Raw genomic sequence first — 12,500 nt, forward strand, 5'->3', positions numbered from 1 at the left:
CGTTTTTACTCCCCAAGGAAAGACCATGAAAAAGACAGCAATCGTCACCGGCGGTGGTTCGGGTATCGGCCTGGCTACCGCGCAACGCCTGCACGCGGATGGCTATGAAGTGTTCACCGTCGGGCTGGGCGAACCCGAGCAACACATTCCCGGCATCCACTACCGGGAACTGGACGTGACCGACGACGACGCGGTGAACCGCTTCTTCGCCCCGTTCGAACGCGTGGATGCCATCGTCAATGCCGCCGGGATCATCGACCACAACCGCGAGTGGGAGCTGGAAGGCTTCGGTCGGGTCATGGACGTCAACCTCAACGCCGTCCTGCGCATCACCAATGCCGCCCTGCCCGGTTTGAAAGCCGCACGCGGTGCGGTGGTGAATTTCGCCTCGATGTGGGGGATTTTTGGTTCGGCGAAAACCCCCGCCTACGCCTCGAGCAAAGCCGCGATCTCCGAGCTGACCCGCTGCATGGCGGTGGCCTGGGCGACTGACGGCGTGCGCGCGAATGCGGTGGCGCCCGGCTGGATCCTTACCAATCTGTCACGACGAGCGTTCGAAGACCCGGCCCGTTCGGCCGGAATCATGGCCCGCATCCCGATGAAAAGCTGGGGGGCACCTGAGGACGTGGCGAATGTGATTGCGTTCCTGGTCTCCGACAACGCGCGCTACGTCACCGGGACTACGCTGCCGGTCGATGGCGGGTATTCCGTCGCCTGAGTAGACGCTGGCTATTTGAGTGCTTGACCGTCTAAAAACATGATATATCATGCATCACTATAAGATCGAGACTGCGGCGACTGGCCGTCGAGACTCAAATAACAACGAGCAATACAGTGAGAGGTGCTGAATGAATCTGGTTTTCGGCTCGCCCGGACGGTACGTCCAGGGCACTGAAGTACTTGCCCAGGCGGGTACCTACCTGGCGCACTGCGGGCGCACTGCCGTGGTGGTCATCGACAGCTACGTGCTGGGCCTGATTCGCGAGCGGCTCGATGCCACTTGCGCTGAAGCCGACGTGGCATTGCACTACCTCACCTTCGACGGCGAAATCACCGCCGACGGGATCGCCGGTTTGCGCGCTGCCGCTGCAGGCATTGCGTTTGACCTGATCCTGGCGGTCGGCGGCGGCAAGTGCATCGACGCCGGCAAGGCCCTCGCCCATAGCTCGGGCTGTGCACTGGTGACCATGCCCACCGTGGCCTCCAACGATGCGCCCACGTCGAAAAACTATGTGGTCTATGACGCCCATCATCAACTCAGCGAAGTCGGCCATCTGTTAGTCAGCCCGCGCTACGTGCTGGTGGACACCGGGCTGATCGCCCAGGCACCGCGCGCATTCCTGCTGGCGGGGATCGCCGATGCGCTGACCAAGAAATTCGAAGCCGAGCAGTGCTTCAACGCTGGCGGCGTCAACATGTTCGGTGCACGCCCGGCGCTGTCCGGGTTGGTACTGGCGCAGGAGTGCTACCGCGTTATCCGTCAATACGCCGAACCGGCGCTGGCCCAGGCTGGCAGCGGTGAAGTGACGGTGGCCTTCGATCATCTGATCGAGGCCGTGCTGCTCATGAGCGGCCTGGGCTTTGAGAGCGGCGGCCTGTCCATCGCCCATGCGATGACGCGCGGCCTGTCGAAAATCCCTGGCGCACAACAACAGGTACACGGCTGGCAAGTCGCGTATGGCTTGCTGGTCCAGCTGATACTCGAAGACCGTGACGCTGAACTGCTGGGCGACATGCTGGGCTTCTATCAACGCATCGGCCTGCCCCGCAACTTGTCCGAACTGGGCGTGCCTGTTATCGACCGCGCGGTGCTGATACAGGTCGCCGAGCCCACCTTGAAAGCGCCTCACGCCCGCAACTTTGCCACGGCCTCGGGCAACCCGGTGACGTGTGAAGACCTGATCGCGGCCATGCTCGCGCTCGAAGGATTGACCCACTGAGCCATCCACAATTGAACCCACACCCCACCCGTTGAAGTTCAAGCCCCGCGCCTGAAAGTCGACTTCAACACATTCATGCCTGTGATTGGAGGTAGAGATGTCTGCACCCCGAAAAACGCTCGAACAGTGGCGCGCCAGCGATTTTGTGCCCGATGCCGTGACCGTTGCACGGCTCAAGGACCGGGCGAAATTCGTTCGCCTGGAAACCATCCGCCTGATCGAAATCGCCAAGACCGGCCACTACACCTCGGTGTTCTCCGCCGCCGAGTTGTTTGCCGCGCTGTACTACGACGTGATGACGATTCGCCCCGAAGAACCGAAGTGGCCGGGCCGCGACCGCTTCCTGATGGGCAAGGGCCACGCTGCCGTGGGCCAGTTCCCGATCCTGGCGGACCTGGGCGTATTCCCCAAGGAGTGGCTCGATGAATATACCCGCCTGGGCAGCCCTCTGGGCGATCACCCTGACATGCGCAAAGTACCCGGTATCGACTTCTCTTCCGGCTCCATCGGCCACGCCCTTTCCGGCGGCCTGGGCATGTGCCTGGCCCAACGTTTCACCGGCGAAACCTATGACGTGTTCGTCATGCTCGGCGACGGCGAAATGCAGGAAGGCCAGGTCTGGGAAGCCGCCATGGGCGCCGCCCATCACAAGGCGAAGCACCTGATCGCGATTGTCGACCGCAACGGCTTCCAGCTCGACGGTTCGGTCGACGACGTCATCGGCGTCGAACCGCTGGATGAGAAATGGCGCGCGTTCGGCTGGGAAGTGCACGTGATCGACGGGCACAACATCGCCGAAGTCACCGAGACCCTGCGCCGCGTAAAAGCCGATGAGAGCCGCGACAAACCCGTCTGCATCATCGCCAAGACCGTCAAGGGCAAAGGCGTCTCCTACATGGAGACCGAGCCCGGCTGGCACCTCGGTTACCTCGACCCGGAAGACGCCAAACGCGCTATCGCTGAAATTGAAGCCATGGAGATCTGAACATGAACGCCCCTCTTTCCCCCAATTCCTGGCAGTACCGTGGCCTCAACGCGATGAACCCGGGCCTGTCGTTCCTGTCCGACGCGCTGATCGACCTGGCCCGCGAAGGCTACCCGGTGATGGCTGGTTCCGCTGACCTGCAGTACTCCAACGGGCTCAACAAGTTCGCCAGCGAGTACCCCGAGCGCTACATCCAGTTCGGTATTTCCGAACAGAACATGGTCACCGCCGCCGCCGGCCTGGCCACCTGCGGAGTCATGCCGTTCGTGGCAACCTTCGCCTCGTTCCTCGGCCTGCTGTGCTGCGAGCAAATCCGCATGGACGTGGCCTACTCGGCACAGCCGGTGCGCCTGATCGGCCACCACACCGGGATTTCCCTGGGCTTCTACGGCACCTCGCACCATGCCACCGAAGACATCGCCACCATGCGCTCGATTGCCGACCTCGCGGTGGTCTCGCCGGCCGATGGTGCGCAACTGGCGGCGGCGATCAAGGCGTCTGCCACCTATGACAAGCCGGTGTATTTCCGTATCGGCCGAGGTCGCGATCCGGTGGTCTACGACGCCGATGTGGTCTTCGAGTTCGGCAAGGCCCATGAGCACATCGAAGGCGAAGAACTCACAATCATCGCCTGCGGCATCACTGTGCACGCCGCCCTCGAAGCAGCCCGCAAGATGAATGCCGAAGGTCGTTCGGTGGGTGTGATCGACATGGCCTCGATCAAGCCGATCGACCGTGACGCGATCCTGCGCGCCGCCGCTCGCAGCAAACGCATGATGACCGTCGAGGAACACAACGTGCTCGGTGGCCTGGGCGCCGCCGTGGCGGAAGTGCTTGCCGACGAAGGTGTCGGCGTGAAGCTCAAGCGCCACGGTATCTACGACGAATACAGCCTGATCGCCCCGCCGACGCACCTGTACCAGCACTACAAACTCGATGCCGCCGGAATCGAGGAAGTCGCCCTGGCCCACCTCGACGCCTGACGCCTGCCCACGGGAGCGAGCGCGCTCGCTCCCACGCGGTACCCCATTTCTCGGAGCCAATAATGAATAACATCACCGAGACCCTGTCCGATCACGCGATCGGGCACGGCAAGACACGCACGTCCCTGCGCAAAAAATCATTGGTCGCCACTGGCGTTGGCAACTTGCTGGAGTGGTTCGACTGGACCATCTATACCGTGGCCTCGGTGTATATCGCCGCCGCCCTCTTCGACAAAAGCAATCCCACTTCCGCCCTGCTCAGTACCCTGGCGGTGTTCGCCGCAGGTTTTGTACTGCGCCCGATTGGCGGGATCTTCTTCGGCATCCTCGCCGACCGGTTGGGCCGACGCGTGGTGCTGCTCAGCACGATGCTGCTGATGGCCGGCGCCAGCCTCTTGATCGCGTTTATTCCCTCCTATGAGTCAATTGGCAGCTGGGCCTCCGGACTGCTGTTGCTGGCCCGCTTGATCCAGGGCTTCGCCCACGGCGGCGAGACCACCACGTCGTATGCCTATATCGCCGAAATCGCCCCGCCGAAACGGCGTGGGCTGTGGTCCAGCACGGTGTTTCTCGCCGTAGGGTCCGGCTCGTTGCTCGCGACGTTCTACATGGCACTGCTCACCGGTTTGCTGTCCACCAGCGAAATGCAGGAATGGGGCTGGCGCCTGCCCTTCGCCACCGGTGGCCTGCTGGCGGTGTTTGCCTTGTGGTTGCGGCGCAACATGATGGAAAGCGAGCACTCGCCAAGCGTCGGTGCCGAGTCGTCGGCAGCGGCGTGGAGCCGTGGCAAGATCCTCCAGCACGGTGTGCGCCTGTTTCTGTATGAAGCCGGCGCGACATTGACCTACTACACCTGGGTCACCTCGGCGTCGATCTACGCCATCAGCGTCAAGGGCATGGACCCGCGCAGCGCCTTCACCATGAGCTGCATTGCACAGGTGATCTACCTGGTGTTCCTGCCCATTTCCGGGTGGCTGTCGGACCAGTGGGGCCGCAAGATTTCCGCGTTGATTTCGCTGCTGGGGATTGCCGCCACGCTATTCCCGCTGTGGGGCTTGATCTCCAGCGAGCCGTGGACCTTGATGGTGGCGCAAACCGCCGGCCTGTTGTTGGTCGGGTTTATCACCGGCTGCAAGCCGGCATCGATTTCAGAACAGATTCCCACCCGTTATCGCACACGCATGTTCGGGGTATGCATCTCCCTGGGCGTGGCGGTGTTCGGCGGCACGGCGTCGTACCTGACCACCTGGCTGTACTCGGAGAATATCGGCTGGATGTTCAATATCTATTTGATCGTGGTCGCGGTCATCGCCAGCGCCGTGGTGTTGATGTGGAAGAACAACCACGGCGTGCCGATCGACAAAATCTGAAGGCGTCGGGAGCAGGCAAGCCCTGCTCCCCCGCTGCCGTCAGCCGCCCAGTGCGCTGACCAGCGCAGCCTGGTTCTGCCATTGCGCGGTCTTGACCTGGGCCAGCGCGTTCTGCGCCGCCAACTGCACCCGCTGCGCCTGCAGCACATCCAGAAACGGCGTTTCCCCGGCCTGCCAGGCGCGCTGAATCTGCTCGGCCGCCGAACTGGCCTGACTCGCCGCACTGGCCAGGAACTGTTGGCGCTCAGCATTGCGCTGCGCCGCCGCCAGGGCCGACTCCACCTCCGACACCGCCGTGAGCACCGTACGCCGGTACGCCAGCAACGCCTGCCGCGCCTCGGCATCGCGCAAGTCGACGACGTTGCGTCGCCGTCCGCCGTCGAGTACCGGCACGCTGGCATTCACCCCGGCCAGCCAGAATGTCGAGTTGGCCAGGCTCGCCGCACTCACGCCGTCGATCAACGAGCCAAGTGCCGCCGACAGGCTCAGGCGCGGCATCAGGTCCGCCTTGGCCACGCCGACGCGCGCATAAGCGCCAATCAGGCGCGCTTCAGCGGCACGTACATCCGGGCGACGACGCAACACGTCGGCCGGTGTGCCCGCATCAAGCAACGAGACCGTGGCCACCGTTGCCGGGGTCGCCGTGAACTGCTGGTACAGCGTCTCGGCAGGCTCGGCGAGCAACACCGACAGCCGATGCAGCGAACGCTGCCAACTGAGTTGCAGCGCCGGCACTTGCGCGGCGGTGGAACCAGACTGCGAACGGGCGCGCAGCAAGTCGGCTTCCGGGCTGCCCCCGGCGGCGTACAACTGCTCGGTCAGTTGCAGCGTCTCGGCCTGGCTCTCCGCACTTTGCTTGACGATAGCCAGCCGTTCCTCCAGGCCACGCGCCTCGGCGTAGGCCTGCACCACGTCGGTGATCAGTGCAATGCGCACCCCTTGGGCCTGCTCCTCGGTGGCGTGGAAATCGGCGTCTGCCGCCCTCACCCCTTCACGAATACGGCCAAACAGGTCGATCTCCCAGGCTGCGCCCAGGCCAACCGATCTTGGCTCGGTGATCAGCGGGTCGCTGAACCCCGCCTGGTCGGCCGAGATCCGCTGGCGCGCGGCGCTGGCGTCCAGGTCCACCTGTGGGCTGCCGGATGCGTCAGCGATGTTGCGCAGGGCGCGCCCGGCATCGATGCGGGCCAGGGCCATCTGCAGGTCAAGGTTTTCGGCCAGGGCACGCGCCACCAGGCGGTTGAGCAAGGGGTCCTGATACAGCGTCCACCATTGTGCCGGCACACCCAGTGGCTGCGGGGTTTGCGCGTTGACGAATTGCGCGACCGGCGCCTCAATGCTGGGAGGCTGCACCGGTGAGGCGCAGGCGCTCAGCAGTGCGGCGCCGAGCAGCAAGGCCGGCGTACGTAGAAGGTCATTCATGGGACAGCCCCTGTTGAAGTTGGATCGAGCGTTCGCCACCGGCCAGGCGGCGGATCAAGACATAAAACACCGGCGTGAACAGCAGCCCGAACAACGTCACGCCGATCATGCCAAAGAACACCGCCGCGCCTACGGCCTGGCGCATTTCCGAACCTGCGCCCTCGGACATCACCAACGGCAGCACACCGAGGACGAACGCCAGCGACGTCATCAGGATCGGCCGCAAACGCAGCCGACACGCTTCGACCACGGCGTCGACGATGCCCTGCCCTTCCTTCTCTTGTTGCCGCGCCACTTCGACGATCAGGATCGCGTTCTTCGCCGCCAGCCCGACCAGCACGATAAAACCGATCTGGGTGAGGATATTGATATCCAGGCCCATCAGGCGCACACCCCCGGCCGCGGCCAGCAGGCACATCGGCACAATCAACAGGATCGCCAGCGGCAGGCTCCAGCTGCCGTACTGCGCGGCGAGCACCAGGTACACGAAGATCACGCACAGCGGGAACACCAGCAGCCCCATGTTGCCGGCAGTGGTCTGCTGGTAGCTCAGGTCAGTCCACTGGTAGCTGATGCCGGCCGGCAGCGTTTCCCGGGCCAGGCGCTCCATGGTCTTGATACCAAATTCAGAACCCAGCCCCGGCAACGTATCGCCGTTGATTTCTGCGGTCGGGAACAGGTTGTAGCGCGGGAAGCGCTCCACCCCGAGAGCCTCATGCAGGCGGGTCACGCTGGCAATCGGCACCATCTGGCCGGCGTCGTTGCGCACCTTGACGCGCGCCAGGTCTTCGGGCGTGACGCGGTACGGCAAGTCAGCCTGCGCCGTAACGCGATAGGTACGGCCTACCAGGTTGAAGTCGTTGATGTAGGACGAACCAAAGTAGGTCTCGATTGCCTGGTTGATCTGGCTGCTCGGTACGCCGAGCATTTCCGCGCGTTCACGGTCCAGTTCGACGAACACCTGCGGGGTGCGGGCGGAGAACGGTGAATACACGCCGGTCATGCCCTGGGTAGCGTTGGCAGCCGCGATCAGTGCATCGGTGGCCTTGGCCAAGGCTTCGGTGCCAAGCCCAGCAGTGTCCTGCAAGCGCATCGAGAAACCACCGGTACTGCCCAACCCCTGTACCGGCGGAGGCGTGGCGACAATCACCGTGGCGCCGCTGACAACTTTGAGGCGCTCACGCAGGTCTGCGGCGATCTTGTCTGAGGTCAGCCCGTGCTTCTTGCGCTCGGACCAGGGCTGGAACACCGGGGCCAGGCCGGCGGAGTTGGATGAACTGGTGCCGGTCACCATCGAGAACCCGGAGAACGTCGGCACTCGATCCACCCCAGGCACCTGCAGCGCAATGGCTTCGATCTGCTGGGATATCGCGTTGGTACGTTCCAGCGACGCGCCGTCAGGCAATTGCACGATCACCACCAGGTAACCGCGATCCTGAATCGGGATGAACCCTTTGGGCGTCGACACCAGCAAGTACGCGGTGGCGGCGATCAGCACCGCATAGATCGCCAGCATCAATGGCGTCCGCCCCACCAGCCCGCGCACGCTGCCGGCATAGCTCGCCGAGAGTTTCAGGAAGCCACGGTTGAACCCATTCGCCGCACGCTTGAGCAGGCCGATGTTTGCCTGCTCTGCTTCAGGTGCATGCCGGCGCAGAATCATCGCCGCCAACGCCGGCGACAAGGTCACCGAATTGAACAGCGAGATCGCGGTGGCCACGGCAATGGTGATACCGAACTGGCGGAAGAACTCACCGGAGATGCCGGGAATGAACGCCGTCGGAATAAACACCGCACACAGCACCAGCGTGATGGCGATCAGTGCGCCACCGATTTCCTGCATGGTCACCAGCGTGGCGTCCAGCGGGCTCTTGCCATCGGCGAGGTGCCGCTCGACGTTCTCCACCACCACGATCGCGTTATCCACCACGATGCCGACCGCCAGCACCAGGCCGAACAGGGTCAGGTTGTTGATCGAATAACCGAGCATCGCCATCACGGCGAAAGTGCCGACCAGCGACACTGGAATCGCCAGGATCGGAATGATCGACGGCCGCCAGCCCTGCAGAAACACCATGATCACCAGCACCACCAGAATCACGGCTTCGTAGATGGTCTTGCCCAGCTCGCCGATACTGTCGGCGATGAAGGCGGTGGGGTTGTAGCCGATGCTGTATTCGATGCCCTCGGGAAAGTCCTTGCCGATCTTCTGCATGGTCTCCTCGACCACTTTCATCGTCGCCAGGGCATTCGCCCCGGGACGCTGCAGTACTTGCAGACCAATCGCCGGATTGCGCAGGTAGTAGGTGTTGTTGACGTAGGCCAGCCCGGCGATCTCCGTGCGCGCCACGTCCTTGAGCCGCACCAGGCGCCCGCTGGCCCCCGACTTGAGCACGATGTTGTCGAAGTCGGCTGGCTCCTTCAGGCGCCCTTCGAAGATCAGGTTCGGCTGGAACGCCTGGGAGGCCACCGGCGGCTGGGCGATCACGCCGCCGGCCACCTGGGTGTTCTGCGCACGCACTGCGGCGATGATGTCGGCCGGGGTCAGGTTGAACGCCGCCACACGCTCCGGGTCGAGCCAGATGCGCATCGAATATTCGCGTGCCCCCAACGGGTTGATGTCACCCACGCCATCGATGCGCTTGAGCACGTCGGCGACATTGCGGATCGCGAAGTTCGAGACATACAACTGGTCGTAGGTGCCCTTGGGCGACGAGATGAAAATCGTCGACAGTTGCGTCGGCGACGACTTGCGCACCGTCACCCCGCTGCGCTGCACCGGCTCCGGCAAGCGCGGGGTGGCCAGCGCCACACGGTTCTGCACCAGCACCTGGGCCTTGTCCACGTCGGTGCCGCCCTTGAACGTGATGGTCAGGTTCAGGCTGCCGTCGGACATCGCCTGGCTGTACATGTAGAGCATGTCTTCAACGCCGTTGACCTCCTGCTCGATGGGGATTGCCAGGGTTTCGGCCACGGTCTGCGCCGACGCCCCGGGGTAGGTCGCGGTGACCACTACTGTAGGCGGGGCGATGTCCGGGTATTCGGAGGTCGGCAACACCAGGTAGGCCAGGCCGCCGACAATCAGCAAAACAATCGACAGCACAATGGCCAGTACCGGCTGTTCGATAGAGGTACGTCCCAGGTTCATCGCTGTGCCTCCAGCGGCTCGCTGGCGGTTGCGGTATCACCGGCGCGCACGCGCTGCAGGCCGTCGACAATCACGCGGTCCTGTTCCTGCAGGCCGGCGGCGATTTCGCGCAGGCCGTCATGCAATTTGCCCAGGGTCACCGGACGAATCTCGACCTTGTCCTGCGGGTTGAGCACGTACACCACTTTGCGCGTCGCATCGACACTGATCGCAGTGTCCGGCAGCAGCAACGCCGGGTAGGCCGCCTGGCTGGAGAATTGCACCCGGCCAAATTGCCCCGGGCTCAGCTGCAGGTCCTTGTTGCTCACGCGAGCACGCTGGCGCAGGGTGCCGGTGGAGGGGTCGAGCCGGTTATCGATAAAGTCCATGCGCCCGCTCATGCTCGGCTCGCTTTCGCCGGGCAAGGCGATCCGCACCTGGCTCTGGTTGCCGCCGGTATGCGCCTGGCGCCGGTACTTGAGGTAGCTCTGCTCATCGATATCGAAGTAGATATCGATCGGGTCAATCGACACGATGGTGGTCAACAACGTCGCGCTGCTGTTGCCGCCGTTGACCAGGTTGCCCTCGCTGATCAGCTTGCGGCTGATGCGCCCACTCATGGGCGCAGTAATGCGGGTGAACTCCAGGTCCAGCCTGGCATTGCTCAACGCCCCCTCGGCACTCAACACTTCGGCCTGCGCCGCCTGACGCGCCTGCAAGCGCTGGTCGTACAGGCTGCGCGCGATCGTCCTGGACTCGATCAGCACCTTGGCGCGGGCAAACTCCTGCTCGGCCAAGGCCAGTTGCGAACGCACCTGTGCCAACTTGCCCTGGGCCTGGACCACCGCCGCCTGGAACGAACGGGAGTCGATCACGAACAGCAGATCACCTTTCTTGACGATGGCACCGTCCTGGAACGCGACCTTTTCCAGATAGCCACTGACCCGCGAGCGCACGTCCACCGAGTCGGTGGCTTCGAAGCGCCCGGTGAAACTGTCCCAGTCGGTGATCACCGATTTCACCGGTTTGCTCACCGTTACCGTGGGGGCCACCGATGCCGGTTTCGCGTGGTCTGCGCCACAGCCGCTCAACGTCGCGAACACGGCCAGGCTGATGCCTGAAAGTGCCGCACTTTTAACCCAGTTGGGCTTTTTCAGGGACAAACAGCTCCCCTTCCCCTGTCTAGAAGAATGCACGTCAGTTGCTCCGTAATGGAATGTTTTAAGAGAGGATCAAGAACAACAAGTTAACCCGTGACCCACTTTCATTTATTTGAATAGAAAGGAATTTTCCGTGACTCAAGGACTTAGATAAACCACGTTAAAACGAAAACAATATTGACCCCCAGGCAAATAACCGAGGTAAAAAAAGATGGCCTCTCAGCCACCTTTTTAAATAACCGGGGTTAAAGCCCGCGCGTCAAAACTCAATCACCTGGCGTACCGCACTGCCGTCGTGCAAACGGTCGAAACCTTCATTGATATCGTCCAGTTTCAGCCGCCCACTTAGCAGCCGATCCACCGGTAGCCGACCATCGCGGTACAGCGCAATGAAGCGTGGAATATCACGCAGCGGTACGCAGGTGCCGATATAGCTGCCCTTGAGCGTGCGTTCCTCACCCACCAACTGCACCACGTTGACCGGCAGCGCCGAGCCCGGTGGCGGCAGGCCGGCGGTCACGGTCATGCCGCCGCGCCGAGTCATTTGCATGGCATTGTCCAGCGCACGGATGGAGCCAGCCATTTCAAACACATAGTCGGCCCCGCCGGCGGTCAGCTGGCGGACTTGCTCGACGGCATCCGCATCGCCGCCATTGACCACGGCGGTCGCACCGACGTCCCTGGCCAGCGCGAGTTTTGCCGGCGACAGGTCGACCGCAATGATCTGGCTCGCCCCCGCCGCTCGCGCCCCCAGCACCGCCGCCAGGCCCACCCCGCCCAGGCCGATCACCACGGCCGTGGCGCCCACGCGCAGCTGCGCGGTATTCACCACCGCGCCGACACCCGTCAGCACCGCACAGCCGAACAGCGCGGCCTCGACGAAAGGCAAGTCGCGGTCGATCTTGACCACCGAGTTGCGTGACACCACCGCGTATTCGGCAAACGCCGACACCCCCAGGTGATGATGCACCTGCCCGGCCGCACTGCTCAGGCGCACCGCGCCATTGATCAAGGTGCCTGCCGCATTCGCCTTGGCGCCTGGCTCGCACAGCGCTGGGCGGCCTTCGGCGCAGGGCAGGCAGTGGCCGCAACTGGGCATGAAGACCATGACCACATGATCACCCGGCTCGAGGTCGCTGACCCCGTCGCCCAAGGCTTCAACCACCCCGGCCGCCTCATGGCCGAGCGCCATGGGCATCGGTCGCGGGCGATCGCCATTGATCACCGACAGGTCGGAATGGCACAGGCCGGCAGCCCGGATGCGCACCAGCACCTCACCCGGCCCCGGCGGTGCCAGCTCGATGGTCTCGATGCTGATCGGCTTGCTCTGGGCGTAGGGCGGGGCAACCTTCATGTGTCTGAGGACAGCAGTTCTGACTTGCATAGGGTGTCTCCAACGCAGCGGGATCGATAATCAATGGACCCCACTATGCCCCATGCGATCCCTGGCAAAAATGCATCGCCGGGCGCAGCAGTTTGGAATTGAATTCGCAACGCGCCAGGGACGCCAGCT

At 63.4% G+C, this 12,500-nt stretch carries 9 protein-coding genes; 5 read left to right on the forward strand and 4 right to left on the reverse strand.

Annotated features, from left to right (window positions below):
- Window positions 1-25: 25 nt before the first annotated feature.
- From QMX97_RS01390 to QMX97_RS01410, 5 genes are all read left to right on the forward strand, one after another.
- Complete coding sequence (locus QMX97_RS01390; protein WP_282395696.1) at window positions 26-718, forward strand: SDR family oxidoreductase; 693 nt, start codon at window positions 26-28, stop codon at window positions 716-718.
- A 130-nt stretch (window positions 719-848) separates the two neighbouring features.
- On the forward strand, window positions 849-1,940 hold the full coding sequence (locus QMX97_RS01395; protein ID WP_282395697.1) for a glycerol dehydrogenase: 1,092 nt from the start codon (window positions 849-851) through the stop codon (window positions 1,938-1,940).
- Window positions 1,941-2,037: 97 nt separating this feature from the next.
- On the forward strand, window positions 2,038-2,925 hold the full coding sequence (locus QMX97_RS01400; RefSeq protein WP_201143961.1) for a transketolase: 888 nt from the start codon (window positions 2,038-2,040) through the stop codon (window positions 2,923-2,925).
- A 2-nt stretch (window positions 2,926-2,927) separates the two neighbouring features.
- The gene (locus tag QMX97_RS01405) at window positions 2,928-3,908 is read left to right on the forward strand and encodes a transketolase C-terminal domain-containing protein (protein ID WP_065905618.1); all 981 of its coding nucleotides are present in this window, start codon (window positions 2,928-2,930) and stop codon (window positions 3,906-3,908) included.
- Between the two features lie 62 nt (window positions 3,909-3,970).
- Window positions 3,971-5,278 carry an MFS transporter gene (locus tag QMX97_RS01410; protein ID WP_120448130.1) on the forward strand — a complete coding sequence of 436 codons (1,308 nt, stop codon included), beginning with the start codon at window positions 3,971-3,973 and terminating at the stop codon, window positions 5,276-5,278.
- A gap of 39 nt (window positions 5,279-5,317) precedes the next feature.
- Here the strand turns inward: QMX97_RS01410 and QMX97_RS01415 are convergent, their stop codons facing one another.
- The 4 genes from QMX97_RS01415 to QMX97_RS01430 all read right to left on the reverse strand — a co-directional run bounded on the left by QMX97_RS01415 (window position 5,318) and on the right by QMX97_RS01430 (window position 12,371).
- Complete coding sequence (locus tag QMX97_RS01415) at window positions 5,318-6,700, reverse strand: efflux transporter outer membrane subunit (protein ID WP_282395700.1); 1,383 nt, start codon at window positions 6,698-6,700, stop codon at window positions 5,318-5,320.
- The gene (locus QMX97_RS01420; RefSeq protein ID WP_282395701.1) at window positions 6,693-9,848 is read right to left on the reverse strand and encodes a multidrug efflux RND transporter permease subunit; all 3,156 of its coding nucleotides are present in this window, start codon (window positions 9,846-9,848) and stop codon (window positions 6,693-6,695) included. The genes QMX97_RS01415 and QMX97_RS01420 overlap by 8 nt, the downstream gene beginning before the upstream one ends.
- Window positions 9,845-10,990 carry an efflux RND transporter periplasmic adaptor subunit gene (locus tag QMX97_RS01425; RefSeq protein ID WP_282395702.1) on the reverse strand — a complete coding sequence of 382 codons (1,146 nt, stop codon included), beginning with the start codon at window positions 10,988-10,990 and terminating at the stop codon, window positions 9,845-9,847. The genes QMX97_RS01420 and QMX97_RS01425 overlap by 4 nt, the downstream gene beginning before the upstream one ends.
- 256 nt (window positions 10,991-11,246) lie before the next feature.
- The gene (locus tag QMX97_RS01430) at window positions 11,247-12,371 is read right to left on the reverse strand and encodes a zinc-dependent alcohol dehydrogenase family protein (protein ID WP_065905613.1); all 1,125 of its coding nucleotides are present in this window, start codon (window positions 12,369-12,371) and stop codon (window positions 11,247-11,249) included.
- Between the last annotated feature and the right edge of the window lie 129 nt (window positions 12,372-12,500).

Origin of the sequence: Pseudomonas sp. PS01298, assembly GCF_029959745.1 — a bacterium.
Lineage (GTDB): Bacteria > Pseudomonadota > Gammaproteobacteria > Pseudomonadales > Pseudomonadaceae > Aquipseudomonas > Aquipseudomonas aylmerensis.

Bases quoted from the DNA above. Each gene is read 5' to 3' on its own strand.
- QMX97_RS01420 (WP_282395701.1), bottom strand. From the start codon at position 9,848: ATGAACCTGGGACGTACCTCTATCGAACAGCCGGTACTGGCCATTGTG.
- QMX97_RS01395 (WP_282395697.1), top strand. From the start codon at position 849: ATGAATCTGGTTTTCGGCTCGCCCGGACGGTACGTCCAGGGCACTGAA.
- QMX97_RS01400 (WP_201143961.1), top strand. From the start codon at position 2,038: ATGTCTGCACCCCGAAAAACGCTCGAACAGTGGCGCGCCAGCGATTTT.
- QMX97_RS01390 (WP_282395696.1), top strand. From the start codon at position 26: ATGAAAAAGACAGCAATCGTCACCGGCGGTGGTTCGGGTATCGGCCTG.
- QMX97_RS01430 (WP_065905613.1), bottom strand. From the start codon at position 12,371: ATGCAAGTCAGAACTGCTGTCCTCAGACACATGAAGGTTGCCCCGCCC.
- QMX97_RS01415 (WP_282395700.1), bottom strand. From the start codon at position 6,700: ATGAATGACCTTCTACGTACGCCGGCCTTGCTGCTCGGCGCCGCACTG.
- QMX97_RS01405 (WP_065905618.1), top strand. From the start codon at position 2,928: ATGAACGCCCCTCTTTCCCCCAATTCCTGGCAGTACCGTGGCCTCAAC.
- QMX97_RS01410 (WP_120448130.1), top strand. From the start codon at position 3,971: ATGAATAACATCACCGAGACCCTGTCCGATCACGCGATCGGGCACGGC.